The following is an 18279-nucleotide window of genomic DNA, read 5'->3' as shown; positions in this document are numbered from 1 at the left end:
ATCTTAAAATGGAACGGTGCATTCACTATAATGAAACGCAGTGGGGGATGCAAGCCGTTCCCTGTAACCAGGTCAGTGTACTCCAGAGATGAGACGCCACTCAATATGCCTGCCACTAAAGAAGCCTCTTCGCTGGGCAAAGCATTTCAGGTTCTCGAAGTTTTAGCGACCGCCGCCGGACCGCGGACGCTGCTGGAAATCGTACAGGATCTGGGGCTGCATAAACCAACTGTGCACCGCATCCTCGGCGAACTCGTTGACCTGGGATATGTGAGTCGCGTCGAAAAAGGCGTCTATGAAATCACCCCCAAACTCAGAAGGCTCGCCTCCGGCGAACTGGAAGATCGTCTGATCGAAATCGCGGACCCCTGTCTGCGGGAGCTGCATACGGAGACGGGAGAGACCGTCAATTTAGGTGTCCTGCGAGGCACCAATGTTCGCTACCTGCGGGTACTGGAGAGCACACATCCCCTGCGGCGGATTGTAGAGCCGGACAGTGTCGATCCCTTTTATTCGACTTCACTGGGGCGGGCGATCACACTGCAACTCACCGATGCGGAATGGGAGGCTCTGATTAACCGCACCCGTCTGCTGGCACGAACCACAGAGACCGTGACCGATGTCAAACAGCTCCGCAAAATTCATCAGCAGGCCCAGCAGGACGGTTACTCCGTTGAACAGGATCAGAACGATGTCGGCGTAACCTGCATCGGTGCCCCCGTCTATCAGCAGGAGAACATCGTCGCCGCCATCAGTCTCAGCGTTCCCACTGCCCGTGCCGATACGAAGGCCTTAAAGCGTTTCATTAAAGCCGTGCTGCGAACGGCCGAACAGATTTCTCAAAAACTCGAATTCAACAGATGAGCACACCATGAATAATCCGACCCCTGAAACAATCACGCTGGACATGATGCGGGAATCCCTCTATTCGGCCATCGTCTGTGATGCCCTGGATTCTATAGGCCTGACCAACCAGTCTCCCCGCAAGGAACTTTTCCCGATGACGGTCGAGGATGTCGTCGTGGGCCGCTGTAAAACCAGCCTCTGGGCCGACATGTACCATGCGGACCCCAGCCCTTACGAACTGGAACTCAAAGGCGTCGATTCGATTAACGCGGATGAAATTTTCATCGCTGCTGCCAGCGGTTCGATGCGGTCGGGCATCTGGGGGGAACTTCTCTCCACCGCCGTGAAACACCGGGGCTGCTGCGGCGCGATCATCGATGGCGCCGTTCGCGATGTCCGTCAGATGCGGGATATGTCCTTCCCCGTCTGGGCCGTCGGCACATCCCCTTATGACAGCAAAGACCGCCAGCGGATTATCGACCTCGACATTCCCGTCGAGATCGGAGGTGTCAACTTCTCCCCCGGTGACCTGGTGATCGCTGACGTGGATGGCATTGTGGTCGTCCCTCAGGAAGTCGAAGACAAAGTTATTCGTCTCGCCTGGCAGAAGGTACACGAAGAAAACACGTTCCGCGACAGCATCAAGGCCGGCATGTCCGCCACCGAAGCCTTCGCCAAATACGGCATCCTTTGATCGACGGCCGTTACGATTCCGGATTCCACCACTGGTTCAGCAGCTCGCGTAATGTTTGCTGCGGAACTTTGAATTGGGGATCGTCAATCAGGTTATTGGTTTCACCCGGATCTTTGACCACATCATACAGCACATCGCCTCGCGTGTAATTGTTCCAGGTTTTCCCCTGTGCGTTCGCGTTGTGTGACGTGATGAGCTTGAGATTCCCCTGGCGCACCCAGCGATGGGCGACATCCCGCTCCGGATGCTTTAAGGAACTCGCATCGCCTGGAAAAATCGCCCCATACACGGCGCGGTCAGCTGGTAACGCTGCTTTGCCTTCCGCAGCCGGTAACAGGTTCACGCCGGGCAGTCGCTGTGCCTCTTTTTTAAGGCCGGCCGCGTTGAGCAGTGTTGGTACCACATCAATGCTGCTGACCAGTTCTGTGAGCGTCGCAGGCTGGGTCACGCCATCCCAGCGGATCAGGATCGGCGAGCGCAGTCCGTCTTCAAACGGAGATCGTTTGCTGGCTTTCGTGTGGTGATAATTTTCTCGCGGCTGCATGGGGCGCTCGCCCGGAGTCCAGCCGTTGTCGATCACGAACAGAAACAAAGTGTTTTTAACGTCCGCTTCTTTTTCGACGAAGTGGACTAAATCTCCTACTGTATCATCGAACTCCGTGCAGCTGGCATAGTAGGCGATTTCATTTTTCTTCACGCCCGGTTGATCGCGATAAAGATCGAAATACTTCTGAGGTGAATCGTGGGGCTGATGCGGCAGATACGGGGCATACCAGACCAGCCAGGGGGTAGAGTCTTTTTCGCAGTCTTTCACAAAATCATAGATCGGCTGCATCGTCTCGCGACCGATCTTGAGTCCCCAGTCTCCATTACCGTGAGCCGCGAGAGTGCCGTTTGCCAGCTTGCGGTTCCCGCCAAAGGTCTGCCCCGGGACCGGTTCGAAAATCGTCATCCCCTCTGTGAAGCCGGCATTGCGGTAATGGCCTTCCCAGAACTTCCCGGTCTGCAGGCAACGATAGCCGTGGGCAGCGAGCAGCCGCGGCAGCGTATCGACGGACTGAATCAATTGAAAAGCCGGGTTGCGGGTCTGCTCGTACTCCTTGCGGGAGGTCATCCGGTTGAAGGCACTATTGCCTGGCGGAGGGTGATTGTAATGAATACCGCTCTGATGCGGATAGAGGCCGGTCAGCAATGTCGCCAGTGACGGACTGCAGACGCTCGTCGGTAGATAGCCGTTGACAAACCGGGCCGACTGGGCTGCCAGCTGGTCAATCTGGGGAGTTTTGATCTGCCTGTTTCCCATGAACTCGAAATCGCGATAGGTCTGATCGTCGGAAATGATCATCACAATATTCGGGCGTCGGGAGTCTTCCGCCAGCGATGTCCGGCAGCAAGTGAAGCCGCCGAGGACCAGCAGCAGGCAGTACAGGAATGCCTGAATTCTCAATTCAATCAAACGTGGCATGGTTCTCAAATCCCCCTACACCTCAAACGCATGAATTGCTACAGTAACCCCAGCATAGTCGCTGAGTCGACGCCTGTCATTCCGGATTTGCGTTTCAGGTTTCTGCTTTAGCATCCGTATCCCGGAACTCGGCCTCTGTGAAGAATCCAATAATTAAGAACGGACCCGAAAAGTTAAGAAAACAGCGATTACAATTCGAATCGGACAGGGTAACATAGCATCTGCCATGGAAGAATGTCCCGGGCTGACACATTCTCTCCCTGGTTCTTTTCTCCCGTTCAGTTCAGGAAGATAACCACGCATTTCAGGTTTCAGAAAAGGAAAGCATCCGTGAGCATTGATCCCATGACCTATCAGCCGGGCGGCGATAAAAAGAATTCTGAGTTTTTCGAAGAATACCGGATGAAAATCTTCGAACGCCGCAAGGCCAGCGGGATCGAAGATCTGCTCGGAACGATGCGGGGGATCGTGCTGCAGGTTGAAACCGGAGAAGTGCTGCCTTACCTGCATGAACTTTACCTGATGGGCCCCTATCGTTTTTCAGCGGCCTTCAAGAATAATACACACAACGTCTACGTGCTCACCTCGCACCCCGATTACCCGCGGATGTTTGTTCTGGAGCCACGCGACAAGGATTACGCCGACGAAATCACCATGTTCAATCGGCTGTATCCCCTCTCCAGCAAAAAGCCGAACGCCCGCTACATCGGCGAAATCTTCAGTACTAAAGATGTGAACGAAACGCGGAGCACGCTCGAATCGCACAGCGTCCGTTTCAATTATCATCATGAAACCAAGAACCCGTTCTTCACTGACTCGCATTTCGTCTTCACTTTCCCTTCCGATTTTACCTGTAACCGGGTCGGTTATACGCAGGAGAACATCGACGATTACGATGTGCTCCAACTGGGAACCCCCTTCGAACTCGAACCTGAAGTGATGGATTCGCTGAACCAGGTACTCGCCTTCGGTGAAGCCCATAAGCTGAATAAGCTGGTTCTGGGGGTCGATCACCTGGCAACCCGTATTCTGGCTGGCGAGCGGGAAGATGCCATCCTGGAATTTCTGACGATGTCCAATCACTACTTCTGGGGGGCATACAATATTTCGGAGATGAACTCGTCTACGAACGTGACCCGGAATGGCTACGTCGACAATGATAAAAAGTCGCCCGCCAAGGTCTTCACGGCCAACAACACACCTTCCTTTGTGAATTCGTTCGAAAATCTGCCGATGCCTACTGAAGACTTCGTACGCAATTACGGACGTCGCCTGCACCACGTGGCATATGAAGTACTCGACGGCGATCATAAGTCTGGTGAGAAAAATGTGGATTACGTCGTCCAGACTCTCAAAGACAAAGGCATTCCCTTCCTGGCTCACGTGGTCGGGGAATGTCTGGATGAACCCAACCTGAAACAGATTTTCTCCAAGCATTCACAGTATTCGATTCTGATTACCGAATATGTGGAACGCTGCCATGCCTACGAGGGCTTCTTCACCAAGTCCAATGTGGCTGCGTTGACCGCAGCGGCAGGCAAGGACGAGCGCTACGATCACGGGCACGTCTTCGATTGACAGACACTCCGCCCTGACATCCCCCGGAATTCTGCGCTGCTCTACTCACACCAGGAATTGAGAACTTTATGAATCAGACTTCTAAGGAACTGCCACGGCTGGTCATCATCGGCGGAGGCTTCGCGGGCATCAACGTCGCCAAGGCATTCAAGAATGTCGCGGTGGAGATTGATCTGATCGACAAACGGAATTACCACCTGTTTCAGCCTCTGCTGTACCAGGTGGCAACCGGAGAACTCGATCCCGCGAATATCGCCGCGCCAATCCGCAAGATCCTCTGGAAACAGAAGAACGTGCACGTAGCCCTGGGCAAGGTCACCAACATTGACTTCGATAATAAGATCGTGCAGTTTGATGGGGGTGAAATGGACTACGATTACCTGGTCATCGCCACCGGTGCCCAGCAGTCCTACTTCGGACATGACGAATTTCGTGTGCACGCACCCGGTCTCAAAACGATTGACGATGCCCTGGAAATCCGTCGCCGTCTCTTCCTCGCATTCGAAGAAGCGGAATGGGAGGCCGACGAAGAGTCCCGCCGCAAAAAGCTGACCTTCGTTATCGTGGGGGGCGGACCGACGGGCGTCGAACTGGCAGGCGCCGTGAAAGAGGTCGCCACCGAAACACTGCCCAAAGAATTCCGCAATGTCCACTGTGATATGGCCCGCGTGATTCTCGTTGATGGCGGGGAACGACTTGTGGGCCCCATGCCTGAAGATCTGGGCAAGAAAGCTCAGGAAGTACTCGAAAAAATGGGCGTCGAGATCCATTTGCAGGTGCATGTGAACGACGTCACTTCGGAAGGGGTCGTCATCGGCGACGAGACCATTCCCGCCGAGAACGTATTCTGGGCGGCGGGCGTTCAGGGACAGGACCTGGCTAAAGAACTGGACGTCGAGACCGATCGCGGCAGCCGGATTGTCGTCAATCCGGACATGTCAATCCCCGGTCATCCCGAAGTCTTCGTCGTAGGGGATGCGGCCCATGCGACCGATGCCAAAACCGGAAAGCCGGTTCCCGGCGTCGCCCAGGGCGCGATCCAGACGGGCCGCTTTGTTGCCGAGATCATTAAGCAGGAACTCGAGGGCAATCCGCCTAAAGAACGTCCCGCATTCAGCTATTACGACAAAGGTTCCATGGCGATGATTGGCCGGGGCAACGCGATCGCTGCGATCGGCAAGGTACATTACAGCGGTATCCTGGGCTGGATCTCCTGGAATATCCTGCATGTGATGTTTCTCGTCGGGTTCCGTAACCGCTTCAAAGTCATGCTGGACTGGCTCTGGAACTACATCTGGAAGACTCGCCGCTCACGACTGATTACCGGCGATCCCCAGGTACATATCAAACGCCTGTACTCGGAACGACAGAAACGTGAAGAGGAAAAACACCGACGCCTGCTGCAACGCAAGCAGGACGAGGAACAGTAATCCTGGTATAGGACAATAGTGAATTACCTGATGGCACTCGTCGTGGCCGGCCTGTTGATCCTGGGAATCTTTTTGTTCCGCTGGGTGGTCAGGCATGCATTTCGACAGGAACTGCAGCAGCGCGGTGGAGACCTCTCAAGAGAACAGAACTATGGGATGGAAGTTCCTTCCGGAGTCCTCATCTGGTTGAGCCTGGCTGACTTTGTGTATGTCTTTAGAATTCCGATTTCCCTGCTGATCCTGGTGTGCGCACTCGGCTGCGCCTGGTATTGTGGAACTGGATGAGAAAAACTGCTGCCTGTAATGTTGCTGGAGAGCCGAAAGTTCCAGTGGCTCTGTTACTGACGTCTCAAGACTATTTAATCTAAGGAGACACGCTCATGGAAACAACAAATCAGGAAACTGAACTCCGTCAAAAAGCCACCGCTACCGCAGGCATGGTTTATTTTGGATCGATTGTCACCGGGTTTCTGGGCATTGTGGGTGCCTTAATTGCCATGACTGAGAATCTGGGGGCAGGGGGAATCTATCTGCTGGCCTCCGCCTTTGCCTTCGGTCTCCTGGCCAATGCTCTGTACCGCAACTGAACTGCTATCCTGCTCGGCGGTCGGGTTACTCCACATCCTGCTTAGGCGTATCCGCCAACAGATCGGTTGAGTCTTCTTCCGGATCGCGGGCCTGTTGGCTCTGGCGTTTGATGTCGTTGTATTCGTTGGTCAGTTCCCCTTCCGCCTCCGATACCGTCTCTTCGTCCATCAGGTTGACGGGCCGCGGTCGGGAAGGCAGTCGCGCGGGAGCCGGCTCCATGGGGAGGTCCTGTTCCGCCTCCTGCATCTGAACTGGTACTCCCTGCGGGAAGATGACTTCGCGCGCGTCGTCGGGCATCGAGAATCCCTGTTCTTCGAATGCCGTCTTGACCTGACGCATTAACGCGGAATTGACTTTGAGTACGCTGTGCTTATGGCCGTCGATCCAGTAATACAGTCGCAGATTCACGGTCGAGGCTGCCAGGTTTTCGACCAGTACCAGAGGTTCAGGATCGTCGAGCACAGCCGGGTGCTGTCCCAGCGTCGTTTTCGCAAGTGTCTGCGCTTCGATGAGCGGCACGTCGTATCCGACTCCAATGAGGAAGTCGAGCCGGACCTTGGGATTCGAGGTGAAGTTCTCAATCTTGCTCTTGTAGATGATTGAGTTCGGAATCTGAACGTGATTGCCCTCCAGCGTCATCAGCAGGGTACCTCGGGTATTAACCCGTTGAACAAAGCCCTCAACCCCTTCGACCTCAATGAGATCACCATAGCGAAACGGATTCTGCATGCTGATCAGAATACTGGCCAGGAAGTTTTCTGCAATGTCCCGGAAGGCGATCCCGATGATCAAACCAATCAGCCCGGTCCCACCAATCACGGTAGTCGCCAGTCGCGTCAGACCGGAGATCTGCAACACCAGGTAAATGCCGAACAGGAGAACAATCAACAGCAGTGCTTTTCGCAGTACCCCTTTCAACAGCTTGTTATCCACGCGACTCAGCAATGTCCAATCCGCCACCCAGCCGCAGAGCAGCATACTCAGCCAGGTCAGCAGCAGGATTAAGAGTGCCATGATAATAGTCGGAATCGCGCGCACCGTGTTCCGCAGTATCTCCCGCATTGGCAAAAATGACGCGCTCATGTCCCACAGGGGCGGCTGTCTTACCTGAATCCGGTTGACCACCGCCACGACATCCTGAGTGTTCCGCGCCAGTTCTCCGGCCCAGGTGCGGTACTTTTCATCGTCAGTCGTTCCCGTGAGAAAGGCGACTCCTTCATCGACGTCTGCTTCCGGTTCGGTAAACCATTCTGTTGCTTCCAGAATGTGAGTCAGTCGTCGCGAAATATCTGCATCAAGGGCGGCTGGCGTGACATTTACCGCTTTCGGCGCCGGCACCGTCTCCTCAACCGGCTGCGGTTCCGCGGGCGCTGATTCTGCCGGCTCCTGTTCCTGCCCCCTGCTGACCGACGGACCTCCTGCCACCATGCTGAGTATGAGAAAGAACCGAATCAGTGCAGGCATGGAAAACTCCCGTCTATGAAATGTAGGGCTAATGCTGTTTTTAGAACTGCTCTGCAGAACAGCCTCTCAATATTCAAAGCACATGCCGTACCATTGGCGCTGACTGGTTAAATACATTTCAGGCATGATCTACCAGGCAAAGCCTCTGGCGCTCTCACAACGGTGTAATCAACTGGTCGTTGAACGCGCACCCTGATCGATCGTCAGGCAGGCAAAGGACTGGATTCTCAACCCGGATGAGACTGGGGAGACGCAGCGGTCGCTTCAGAGTCAGAGGTCCGGAACCAGCGGAAGAGTACAATCAGACAGGCGACCGCCAGCAGTGGTAATGAAAAAAACAAAATATCAGACCAGTCCGTCTGATGCTCCATGCCTTTGTGAGTCGGGGGTGAAGACCCAAGGATCAGATCCAGAAAAATCATCGGGAGCAACGAGCACAGAGTCAGGATTCCCAAAGTGCCGACAAAGCGATGTTTTCCGGGCGGAGTATAAGTCGCCCAGGCACTCAGGCCAAAGAAGAGTGCCATACCAGTTACCGTTCCCGCCCCATAGGTGCGCCAGTAATTCAGATCAGCTTCGCGGTCCATTGCGGGGGAATCGTGCCAGAACCAGTAAAGCAGGGTATAGCCGCCAATCAGGATGACGGGCAGCAGGGCACCTGTTGCGGTACCAATCACGCCGGCGATGAGTCCCCGTTTGAAGTTCATGATGCCCCTCTGAGAAATCAGAATACTTCTCGATCCCATTTACTGATTTCATTCTAAACCCTGTAACCGTGCGACGAAAGCAAAATAAAGCGAATGCGTTGCGAATCGTCTATCCAGGAATGATTTGACTGACATCGATACCCGGATAGGATGAAGTAGTGCAGCAGAACAGTGGTCGTAAACCAGACCAGGCGAAATCCTTTCGAGGGAAACCGGAGAAAAGATGTTGAAACATGCTCTGACAACCTGTGTGATCCTGCTGAGTATCTGTGGTGGGCTTGCTGCTGCAGAGAAAGAGGAACTCTCTGTCATTCGACCTCTGATCGGTCAGGGATTTGGTAACATCATCGAGATTGAAGGTCGGATGATGTATGAAGAAACAGGGCGTACAAAAGCCTGGCGCAAAAAGAAACGGATGCAGGTTCACAAGGTTGGCGATCAGAAACTTAAGAAGCCGGTCATGATCACGCTCGAAACATTTTCATTCGCGAGGACCCTGCTCCCTGCCAATGGAACTCTAGTGCATCTTCGCGGATACGAGATCGGACGCTTTGGCGGAATTCCCCGCAAAGCATTTGCTGATATCCCGCAAGTTGCAACAACCGGGTTTCATTTCGAGCATGTGTTTCAGGTCACTAAACTAATCAAGAGTGAGCAACCCCAGAAGTAGGCTGTTAACGTTCGCCCTGCTATTTGATCATGTGAAAGCCGGGGTGCTGCAGCCAGTATTCCATAAATTCTGCATCTCCCACATGATAAAACTGGTTCAAGCCGTTGTGCTTGTCGTAGTAAATCTCATAAAGCGTTCCGCAGTAGTCAGTCAGCTTTCCCAGCGTCCAGCCAAAATCAATCAGTCCTGATAGTTCACGGGCAAAGTACAGGCAGAGTTCTCCCAGAATCCGATGATCCTGCTCCGACTTGCACATGGCTGCGAAGCCGATCGAATCCTGAGGGATCCAGCCAATCACTTCCGGAACCGCTTCGTCGATGTAGATCTGGAGTGCATCGTCAGTTTCCGTTCCCTCTGTGTAAAGAAAGGGACGTCCTTCGATCGAGTAGTCGTACTTCCCATGAATCTGAGATGCAATACTCTCCAGATACAGAAAAATGTCGTTCTTTTGCACTTGAGTCAGAGGCTCAGGCAGGATAATGCCTGCAGCGGGACCTGCCATTGGTTTCTCCTGCTATCTGTAAATTGAGATGCACTTGATCGTCGAGGAGCAGGACACAGTAACAGGGACGACAGGTTCGTTGGAAAAACTCTACTTCATCTGACTCAATACAACCTTATCGAACAGCTTGTCTGTCAACAGTCGCTTCACGCGGGGCAATAGTTTAGCGTCCATCGTTGTTGCGTAGCGGGTCTTGGGATTCCTGGCCTCGATCGCTTTGATCACGGCGTTCGCTGTCCCTTCCGGACCCGGGCACTTGGCATACATCGCGCCGGTATATTTACGGAAGCCGGAGACCAGAGGTTTGTAGTCTTCCGCGAGATCCAGGCTGTCGAGGGTACCAAAGGCGACTTCGTCGAATTCGGTTTTGACGGCGCCCGGCTCGATGATGACCACGTCAATTCCCAGCGGCTTGACCTCCATCCGCAGCGCATCCGAAAAAGCTTCGACGGCGTGTTTGGTCGAAGCGTACCAGCCCACCACGGCTGTTGAAATCTGACCGACTACTGACGATGTATTGATGATAGTCCCCGAACGCTGCTGACGCATCTGGGGGAGAACCGCCTGGATTAAGCGTCCCATGCCGAAGACATTGACATCATACTGACGCTGAATCTCTTCCAGTGGGATGTCTTCAATTGTGCCGTACGAACCGTAGCCCGCGTTGTTGAACAGCACATCGATTCGCTGCTGTTCATCCAGAACGCGCCCCACTCCCGCTTTGACGGATTCGTTATCGGTCACATCCATGTGCATCACATGAGCGCCTTTGGCTTCCAGGTCCTGCATCCGCTCGACCCGCCGTGCTGCCGCGTATACGGTATAGCCTTTCGCCAGTAGTTTCTCAGCAACCAGTTTTCCAAATCCGGCAGAAGCACCGGTGATCAAGACTGTCTTCATACTGTTCTGACTCCGTTCAGTTGAATTGCTTGTTGTGTTAGTCGCCGACCAGTCGCGGTTCGTATACGCTTTATCTCTGCCAGGCCAGTTCGATGTCACCATCCACAAACCCGATGCCGACCGCGGCTCCGGACTTCAGCTTTTCAGCAGGGCCCTGTACTGTATTGAGATAATTCTGAACCAGAGACTTCATGCAGGAGAGACACGCCTCCCACTCTGTCCCGGAGGCCTCAAGGGGAATATACAGCATTCGTTGCTCAGGCGTCCAGACCTCCTCGCAGGCCCAGTCATCATCTTCAAGATCGAAACTCCCTGTGCCGACCAGGTCGATGCCAAACCTGATCTCATCGTCACCCGCAGATTCATACAGATTAAAATGGAACGCTGCTACATCATCCGGAATGTCCTCAGAGGGCGCAGCGGTCAGCCAGTTGTTGAAGTCTTCGTTAAAGTCCATGCGGGGGAAACTATCTTTTGAAGGGAGGCAAACTAAAGAGGGGGCTTTGTGTGATCCCCGATAAACGTGTGATTTTATCGCGATAACATCGAACAACACAATCCGCTTATTCCTGGGAACTCGTTACGTCAGAAGCGAGGCGTTCTGCCTGCTGTTGTCGCCAGCGGGCCTGATAGATAAAGTGCTCGATCTGAAACGCCTCGTAGAGTCCAGCGCGAAGCAGGTCGAATCGTTCCGGGTTCAAAGTTGTCTGTCTGGGATCATGATACGAGGGATAGGCGTTCTCGCCAGCGGTGTGACAGACACGATCATGTAATTTTGCCTTGAGCCACCAGTGCCCTCCGTCCAGCACATCCATTTGCACGTCCTGCTGATGATAGTCGTCCCGCCAGTTCCAGGTATCCAGCAGATCCAGGGCCAGGGCTGCAACGAAACATTCAACCTGCTCGTCAGAGGCGGGAATACGACCTTCAATCAGCCCCGCAAATTCCCGGGTCCCGCGATAGCGCAGTTCTCCCTCTTTCAGACGCCAGGAATATTGGCCGCCCAGTTCCAGAGAGAACCCCAGTTCAAAACAGGGGTCGATCATGATTTATACTTTCGCGATATGTTTTTAAAATTTAGTCTTCACATTTTTTCAGCATGTTCCGCCAATCGCTGGTACTCGTGCAGCGGAAACTCTTTACCCCAGCGCCGGTGATAATCCCTGGCTTCAATCTGTTCGTGAATTTTCCAAAGAACCTGGTTAATCTGTTGCACGATGCGCCGGCCTGTTGTCACACCTTGCAGGAGAATCTCACTATCTTGGCGAGAAGTTGTTTTTCCTCTCATCCCATCCGGAAACCACAGGACTTCATAGCTTGCCTTTTCATCATTTTGTCTGACTATCAGTTGTAATTCCCCCGGCTCGTCGAGGAAACAGGCTGTTGAATCCGAGGACCCACTGAGAATTGATAATGCCATCTGTGCCAGATCAAGCAGGCTGTCATGCAAACCGGAGGCAGCACGTTCCACTGTTGTCTGACCGTCGGACAGGGAGACGATCGCCCATCCATGGTTTCGTAGCTCATAAGAGATTATAAATTGCATCATCGTTATCCGGATACAGGATTTACCTCAGACTGATTTAACTTATAAACTTAACAGGGTTTATCCAACTGGATTGCTTACGCTCAACATCCCTCTCTAGAAAAACACGACATTCTCCTTGATTAAGCAGGCTGATGAGTTAGGATCACAATCGTGATTCTTGAAAGCAGGCACGTTCTTTCTGGAGAATGATGATGGATAGAATCGCCTTGAGTCTCATCGCCGTTCTGTTGATTGGTTTCGCCATTCTGATGGTAACTCCTCAGGATCAGAAATCAGCCAGCACGCAGACCGTGAAACTCCAGCGGCATACGATCGAACTGGAACGAGTAGAAAATGTACGCGTCACGCCAAACGGGACCCTGCGCTTTTCGCACAATAACGGAAACTACCTCCAGCAGACCCAGTACTTCATCAATCTCTACGCTGGTAATGTGACAGTGGTCCAGGATGCTGAGTTCGCCCGGGATCGAATTCAACTCATCGATACCCTTGTCGGCGGCCTGCAGATTACCCTGCCCCGTTCTCACGCATTGGATTTGGAAGAGTACACCGCCTCCGAAGATGATCTGGTTCACACAATCAGTAAGTCTGTGATTGAAACGTCTGCGGAAAGTCGTTGAGCGCATTTCATCTATCTGTCTTTTCAGCGGTCAGAAACCAGATGACCCGCAATCACGACATCGCAAATTCATACGCGCGCAGATTATGATCTCCCCTTAAAATTTCTCCTGCCAGTCGTTCAATTTCAAACGCGCGAATCCATTGGTCGCTGGCCCGGTGATGATGTGCCGTCTGCGTCACTGCATTGATCAGACCATACATAGAAAAGTCTGCATTTTCCTGAAAGGCCGCCTGGATGGCGGACTGTTCGTCATCGTCGATCAATCGCTGAGCGTGCAACTGTAACAGGAATTCGTAGGGGGTAATAATAATCTGATTTGTGGTGGCTTCAAAACGCCGAAAATCCCAGCGTAAGTGCTCCTGATCAAACGAAAGCTGAATGATTCGTTTGACCTGCGCCTGCCAGTCACCAGGGGGGACGCCCTCTTCGGCGATCGTGAAAGACTGCTCTTTTTCACATTCCATCAAGGCGCCGTTTTCACAGACAACCCGAAACAGTCGGGTGCAGACCAGTGTTTCGAAGCGGCACGTTTCCGAGTTGCGGATAAACAGTCCTCCGCGCAATTCATCCCCCGCTGCGACTTCGTGGCCCTGACCGGCCGCTGTCACGGACAGATGTAAATCACCGTGCGTCTCATGACAATGAGTGATGTAAAATGGCACCCCGATATCGTGGAGTCCGTCAACAATGACATCCAGGAGAAGTGTATTCGCAACTGCGCGCTCATTTTGACAAGCGGGTCTGGATGCCAGTGTTTCGCGAATGTCAGGTAGTGGTTGCTCGGGGCCTGTCTTTGCAGGAGGACGGGGAAATGGATGTAGTGCATAAATCATGTGACATCTCCTTCGTCGACTTTTGAGAATTGAGTAGAGAAGTGAACGAACTCAAATGAAGAGGTGGACCAATTTATCGTATCAGTCCCAGGCGACGTGTCAAGAAGAAGTTTTATTAGGCGTTGCGAGGCTTATTCGGGTTCCCGCCTGTTCTGCCTGGCTTTTTGGCACAGATCATGAATGACACCTTGTTTCCACAGAGCGCGTGCGTGCCGAGAAGCTAACTCTGGAAAGGTTCGTTGCAGGATGCCTCGTACTTCTCGATAGACCGGATCAAAGAAAGCTGAAGATTGAGCATGTGACGGCTTCAGGACCCGCCAGCCGGCGCAGGACATGTCAATGAAGACATTTACTTTTCCGGAAATGGCTTCCAGGCTGAAGATCGCAGTCTCGCTGGGCAGACAGCGTTTTTTGCAACGATACCAGGAATCAGGATTCAGCAGCAGTTGGCTCAATAGTTCCGCATCCGTAGCGGCGAGTTTCCGGGGCCCAGTAATTTCAGCCCGTTTCCAGTCAGGCGGATTTGGATCCAATAGCACACACGTTCCACTTTCGACGCAGCGCAGACGTTTGATCGTCCGTTCCGGCAGATAGGACGAGATATCAACCATAAAATATCAATTCCTGTTTGGGTATGTTTTCTGTATCAGCAGAGTCCTGAAAATGATTTCAGAGCTGCGAACTTTACTCGCCATGCAACTGTCAACTGGATGAGAGCAAATCTAAATCAACGGTTCCAGTATAAAGCAGAGGCAACATGCTTGCAGTGTGTTTAGAAGAATTTTTCAGAACCGGCGTCCTGGGAGAGATTTCACTGGGGATGTCACGCGAGTCTGTCAGTTCTCTGCTGGGATCACCCGATTTGTGGGGCCCATCCAATGCGAAAAATGTTGAGACCGCGACGATCTGGAAGTATGGCGACATCGAATTCTATTTCAGCCGGGCGGATCAGCTGTTTCAGATCTTCAGTGATGATTTTGAGATCCCCACGGGCGGCAAGACGCTGCACATCGATCCCTGGGTGATCCACGACAAAATGCTGGCCGAAACGCTCAAGGCTGCTTTGGATGATGCCAGGATTCCCTTCACCGTTCAGGATGTGCCGACTTTACCTGGAGTGATTCAGATTGTCACGGCCGGAAACGTTCGGTTAATGTGCCGCATTGAATTGGAGCCCGATGATGACTTTGAGGAACTCGGCCTCTTCAGTTTCTGTCTCTCCGATTACAGCCTGCTATCCTGAACTCGCAATTCGCTCTATCCTTTCACCAGGCCCAGCGAACGCAATCCTCGTTTGAGAGGCCGTACCCATTGCGAGATGAAGTAATACTTGAGTGCCCCTTTGAGATTGTACCGCCAGACCAGTTCTTCTTCATCCAGGTAATAAGCGTCTGAGTGTTTGACGAGTTGCTCGGCTTGCTTTTTCCGGATTTGAAAATAGCCGGCCACAGGATTGTCCGCCTCGAAAGGCTCGATTGCAATTTCCTCAAGTCGCGCCTGGTGTTTCTGATAGAGGGCCTCGAACTCGTAGTTGGACCAGGTCGACTGTTCCAGCACGCCGGAAATGTCCTGTGCCCCGATCTCGTTGGTGGTAGCCAGTACGCGTCCATCGGTTGACTTAGTGAAGAACCAGATTGCTTTGTTCGGTATATTCAGGATCGTACCACCACTGACGGTGGCGATGGTTGAACAGTCGGGTGTGGTCCAGAAGTCAAAACGCACTTTATACATCTGGGCTTTGCCAAAATGACAGAGGCAGCCATGATCAAAGCCGAGCCGGAAGGCTTCGCTGTTCGCTTTGGTTGCAGCCTGGACCGGGGGATATTCCTGACCCGGATCTGGAAAATAGAAGGGTTGGATCGACTGCTTTTCCCAGAGGCAGACCGCCACGATCATAATGAAAAAGCCACCCAGCAGGATGCCGATCGCGGCCAGCGTTAATAGAAAGTCGTCTATCACCCTCGCTCTCCGGACTGAACCAGTCATGGTTCAGTCAATGTGCAGCAACAGCTTATACCGTTACAGGCTGGTATCAAATGAAAAAAGGACATCGAATCAATGATTCGATGTCCTTTTACAGTTTTAACCAAAAAGCGAGGCCGACGGGACTTGAACCCGCAACCCCCGGATCGACAGTCCGGTACTCTAACCAATTGAGCTACGGCCCCTTTCAGGTGGTCGGAGATGATAGGCGATCATTTTGGTGATTGCCACTCATTCGACACAAAAATTCATGAGAATGTTCGAAAATTTTCTCACAAAACTGAAAAGCAAACTTTTTGAGTCAGCTTTCAATCTCATTTCAATATAACGCGACCTTTGGTGGTCGGCAAGTCTCATGAGAGTCGTATCTTAGGAATCGGAATTCTTACCCGCACGCATCACAAAATCCTGCCGGGAATCGACCAGAATCTGAAAGTTCCAGCCGACCGGAAGGTCAGCCTGTGATAGTTGTGCGGTAAAAATCATTTGCAGCGGCAACGCTGGCCCCCGGGGTCAGCTGGTAACCCGCCTGCAGCAGACAGAGTTCCAGAGCCGAGAGGAACTGCAGCACGTTCGTGTTACAGCTGCTTTCGCCCATCAGACCAATCCGCCACGTTTTGCCCTTCATGGGGCCCAGGCCGCCACCGATCTCAATTCCGAACCATTTCAGCAGTTGACCGCGGATGGTCGCATCGTCGATGCCATCCGGAATTTTGACGGCGTTCAACATCGGCAGCTGGTGATCTTCCCCAACGGCGAATTCGATTCCGATCGCTTTCAGACCTGCTTTGAGGGCACAGTGATTGGAATAATGCCGCGAAAAGCGGTTTTCGAGCCCTTCTTCGAGGACGAGCCGCAGCGCCTGATGCAGGCCATAATTCATGTTAATCGGTGCAGTATGGTGATAGGCTCGTGAGTCTCCCCAGTATGAACGGACCATCGACATATCCAGGTACCAACTGGAGACCTTGGTCTTACGGGCATCCATAGTGGCGACGGCACGTGAGCTGAAGGTCACCGGCGCCAGTCCGGGAGGACAGCTCAGACATTTCTGGGTGCCGCTGTAGGCGGCGTCGATGTTCCATTCATCCACTTTGACGGGCATCCCCCCGAGTGAGGTCACACAGTCGACCAGCAACAGAGCATCGGCTTCGTGGACTGCTTCCGAAATCTCTTTCAGCGGCTGAGCCGCTCCCGTGGATGTTTCCGCGTGTACGATTCCCAGGACCTTTGGCTTTTCTTTCTCCAGGACTTCTTTGATCTCCTCGACTGAAAAGACTTCTCCAAAAGGACGTTCGATCTGAACGACTTCAGCTCCAATGCGACCCGCCACATCCGCCATACGACCGCCGAAGACACCGTTGGTGCAGACCACGATCTTGTCGCCCGCTTCGAGCAGGTTCACCACACAGGCTTCCATTCCGGAGCTGCCGGTCCCGCTGACTGCGAGCGTCAGTTCGTTCCGCGTGTGGAAGATTTCCCGTAGCATGTCCTGCACTTCATCCATGACTTTCAGGAAGTAGGGATCCAGGTGGCCTACGGTCGGTGCGCCCAGTGCGGCCAGCACACTGGCAGAAACATCACTGGGGCCAGGGCCCATCAGAGTGCGACGGGGAGGATGGACGGGAGGATGCTGGTGATGTTCGATACTCATGATTGGTACTCGTTCAGGTTAAATGGAACGCGGTCAGGTCTCTTAACGACGATACTCCAGGTGACTCATTTTTTTCCAGTCACCAGGCGACTGATCTGTTTAAATTCCTCGGTACCTGCCACCTCGCACCATTCAAACAGAATTGACTCAGTGGTGGTAATGCTGGCTCCCGAATTCTCCATCCGCTTAAGTGCGATTTCCCAGTCGAGCTGATTCCGACTGGCAACCGCATCGACGGGAATGGTCACGCGATATCCCAGCGCGAGCAGATCCAGGGCCGTCTGCTGCACACAGATATGTGCTTCAATGCCGGTCAGCACGACTTTGGTTCTACTGTCAGCCATGTTGGCAGCAGCGCCCCAGCCCAGACACTCACTGGCACTGAAATGGAGTTTTTCCTTTGGGGCAGGCAGCATCTCTGCCAGCTCGGGAACCGTCGGTCCCAGGCCTTTGGGATACTGCTCGCTACAGCTTAATGGTATCTTAAACAGCCGGGCTGCCTGAATCAGTTGCTGAATGCGTGCCACCAGCTGATCTCCCTGGGGAATGACGGGCAGCAGTTTTTCCTGAACGTCTACGACGGCCAGACGGGATTCCTGATGCGATAGCAGATCGATACTGCGGGGAAAAGAACGGGCTGATTCTGTCATGTACGGACCTGACTGGCATTAAACAGGCAGAGCAGAAACTGGAAAGCCAGCCGGTCGAAATCCCGACTCCACTTTCAGTTCAAGTCCTGCGCTGGTAAAATTCAAAGTTGAAAAGTGTACCCTAACAAAATCCCGATCTGTAGT

The 18279-nt window shown here is 53.1% G+C and carries 22 protein-coding genes and 1 tRNA gene; 9 read left to right on the top strand and 14 right to left on the bottom strand.

Annotated features, from left to right (window positions below):
• Positions 1-105 precede the first annotated feature (105 nt).
• Both RID21_RS20735 and RID21_RS20730 read left to right on the top strand, forming a co-directional pair.
• Positions 106-864, top strand: coding sequence for an IclR family transcriptional regulator (locus tag RID21_RS20735; RefSeq protein ID WP_350192164.1), 759 nt, complete (start codon positions 106-108; stop codon positions 862-864).
• Positions 865-871: 7 nt separating this feature from the next.
• Complete coding sequence (locus RID21_RS20730) at positions 872-1540, top strand: RraA family protein (RefSeq protein WP_350192162.1); 669 nt, start codon at positions 872-874, stop codon at positions 1538-1540.
• Positions 1541-1550: 10 nt separating this feature from the next.
• Here RID21_RS20730 and RID21_RS20725 read toward each other — a convergent pair whose 3' ends face one another.
• Entirely contained in the window at positions 1551-3005 is a 1455-nt protein-coding gene (locus tag RID21_RS20725; protein WP_350192160.1) for a sulfatase-like hydrolase/transferase, read from the bottom strand.
• Positions 3006-3350: 345 nt separating this feature from the next.
• Here RID21_RS20725 and RID21_RS20720 point away from each other — a divergent pair, with 345 nt between their 5' ends.
• The 4 genes from RID21_RS20720 (at position 3351) to RID21_RS20705 (ending at position 6600) form a co-directional block, all read left to right on the top strand.
• Positions 3351-4583: a hypothetical protein gene (locus tag RID21_RS20720; RefSeq protein WP_350192272.1), complete on the top strand. Its 1233-nt coding sequence runs from the start codon at positions 3351-3353 to the stop codon at positions 4581-4583.
• A 68-nt stretch (positions 4584-4651) separates the two neighbouring features.
• Positions 4652-6013, top strand: coding sequence for an NAD(P)/FAD-dependent oxidoreductase (locus RID21_RS20715; protein WP_350192158.1), 1362 nt, complete (start codon positions 4652-4654; stop codon positions 6011-6013).
• Between the two features lie 18 nt (positions 6014-6031).
• Positions 6032-6298 carry a hypothetical protein gene (locus tag RID21_RS20710; RefSeq protein WP_350192156.1) on the top strand — a complete coding sequence of 89 codons (267 nt, stop codon included), beginning with the start codon at positions 6032-6034 and terminating at the stop codon, positions 6296-6298.
• Between the two features lie 95 nt (positions 6299-6393).
• Positions 6394-6600, top strand: coding sequence for a hypothetical protein (locus tag RID21_RS20705; RefSeq protein ID WP_155365700.1), 207 nt, complete (start codon positions 6394-6396; stop codon positions 6598-6600).
• Positions 6601-6625: 25 nt separating this feature from the next.
• Here the strand turns inward: RID21_RS20705 and RID21_RS20700 are convergent, their stop codons facing one another.
• Both RID21_RS20700 and RID21_RS20695 read right to left on the bottom strand, forming a co-directional pair.
• A complete protein-coding gene (locus tag RID21_RS20700) occupies positions 6626-8065 on the bottom strand; it encodes a mechanosensitive ion channel domain-containing protein (RefSeq protein WP_350192154.1) in 1440 nt (479 codons plus the stop codon).
• 227 nt (positions 8066-8292) lie between these two features.
• A complete protein-coding gene (locus RID21_RS20695) occupies positions 8293-8772 on the bottom strand; it encodes a hypothetical protein (protein WP_350192152.1) in 480 nt (159 codons plus the stop codon).
• Positions 8773-8995: 223 nt separating this feature from the next.
• Here RID21_RS20695 and RID21_RS20690 point away from each other — a divergent pair, with 223 nt between their 5' ends.
• Positions 8996-9442, top strand: a complete 447-nt coding sequence (locus RID21_RS20690; protein ID WP_350192150.1) for a hypothetical protein — start codon at positions 8996-8998, stop codon at positions 9440-9442.
• 19 nt (positions 9443-9461) lie between these two features.
• Here the strand turns inward: RID21_RS20690 and RID21_RS20685 are convergent, their stop codons facing one another.
• The 5 genes from RID21_RS20685 to RID21_RS20665 all read right to left on the bottom strand — a co-directional run bounded on the left by RID21_RS20685 (position 9462) and on the right by RID21_RS20665 (position 12390).
• The gene (locus RID21_RS20685) at positions 9462-9944 is read right to left on the bottom strand and encodes a DUF6368 family protein (protein ID WP_350192148.1); all 483 of its coding nucleotides are present in this window, start codon (positions 9942-9944) and stop codon (positions 9462-9464) included.
• Positions 9945-10034: 90 nt separating this feature from the next.
• Entirely contained in the window at positions 10035-10844 is an 810-nt protein-coding gene (locus RID21_RS20680) for an oxidoreductase (protein WP_350192146.1), read from the bottom strand.
• Between the two features lie 70 nt (positions 10845-10914).
• On the bottom strand, positions 10915-11301 hold the full coding sequence (locus RID21_RS20675; RefSeq protein WP_350192144.1) for a hypothetical protein: 387 nt from the start codon (positions 11299-11301) through the stop codon (positions 10915-10917).
• Positions 11302-11407: 106 nt separating this feature from the next.
• The gene (locus RID21_RS20670; protein WP_350192142.1) at positions 11408-11890 is read right to left on the bottom strand and encodes a hypothetical protein; all 483 of its coding nucleotides are present in this window, start codon (positions 11888-11890) and stop codon (positions 11408-11410) included.
• Between the two features lie 38 nt (positions 11891-11928).
• Positions 11929-12390, bottom strand: coding sequence for a hypothetical protein (locus tag RID21_RS20665; RefSeq protein WP_350192140.1), 462 nt, complete (start codon positions 12388-12390; stop codon positions 11929-11931).
• A 194-nt stretch (positions 12391-12584) separates the two neighbouring features.
• Between RID21_RS20665 and RID21_RS20660 the strand changes: the two genes are divergently transcribed.
• Entirely contained in the window at positions 12585-13013 is a 429-nt protein-coding gene (locus tag RID21_RS20660) for a hypothetical protein (protein ID WP_350192138.1), read from the top strand.
• 52 nt (positions 13014-13065) lie between these two features.
• Here the strand turns inward: RID21_RS20660 and RID21_RS20655 are convergent, their stop codons facing one another.
• Positions 13066-13848 carry a hypothetical protein gene (locus RID21_RS20655; protein WP_350192136.1) on the bottom strand — a complete coding sequence of 261 codons (783 nt, stop codon included), beginning with the start codon at positions 13846-13848 and terminating at the stop codon, positions 13066-13068.
• Positions 13849-13979: 131 nt separating this feature from the next.
• Positions 13980-14459, bottom strand: coding sequence for a hypothetical protein (locus RID21_RS20650; protein ID WP_350192134.1), 480 nt, complete (start codon positions 14457-14459; stop codon positions 13980-13982).
• Between the two features lie 146 nt (positions 14460-14605).
• On the opposite strand from RID21_RS20650, the gene RID21_RS20645 reads away from it, so the two are divergent.
• A complete protein-coding gene (locus tag RID21_RS20645; protein WP_350192132.1) occupies positions 14606-15091 on the top strand; it encodes a hypothetical protein in 486 nt (161 codons plus the stop codon).
• A 14-nt stretch (positions 15092-15105) separates the two neighbouring features.
• Here RID21_RS20645 and RID21_RS20640 read toward each other — a convergent pair whose 3' ends face one another.
• From RID21_RS20640 to RID21_RS20625, 4 genes are all read right to left on the bottom strand, one after another.
• The gene (locus tag RID21_RS20640) at positions 15106-15807 is read right to left on the bottom strand and encodes a hypothetical protein (RefSeq protein WP_350192130.1); all 702 of its coding nucleotides are present in this window, start codon (positions 15805-15807) and stop codon (positions 15106-15108) included.
• A gap of 135 nt (positions 15808-15942) precedes the next feature.
• Positions 15943-16016 (bottom strand) — tRNA-Asp (locus RID21_RS20635).
• A gap of 269 nt (positions 16017-16285) precedes the next feature.
• The gene (locus tag RID21_RS20630; RefSeq protein ID WP_350192128.1) at positions 16286-17485 is read right to left on the bottom strand and encodes a pyridoxal-phosphate-dependent aminotransferase family protein; all 1200 of its coding nucleotides are present in this window, start codon (positions 17483-17485) and stop codon (positions 16286-16288) included.
• Between the two features lie 65 nt (positions 17486-17550).
• Positions 17551-18135, bottom strand: coding sequence for a hydrolase (locus RID21_RS20625; RefSeq protein WP_350192126.1), 585 nt, complete (start codon positions 18133-18135; stop codon positions 17551-17553).
• Positions 18136-18279 lie beyond the last annotated feature (144 nt).

The sequence above is a fragment of the Gimesia sp. genome (genome assembly GCF_040219335.1).
Lineage (GTDB): Bacteria > Planctomycetota > Planctomycetia > Planctomycetales > Planctomycetaceae > Gimesia.
Note: the sequence above shows the minus strand (reverse complement) of the source record. Positions and strands in the feature narration are given on the sequence as shown.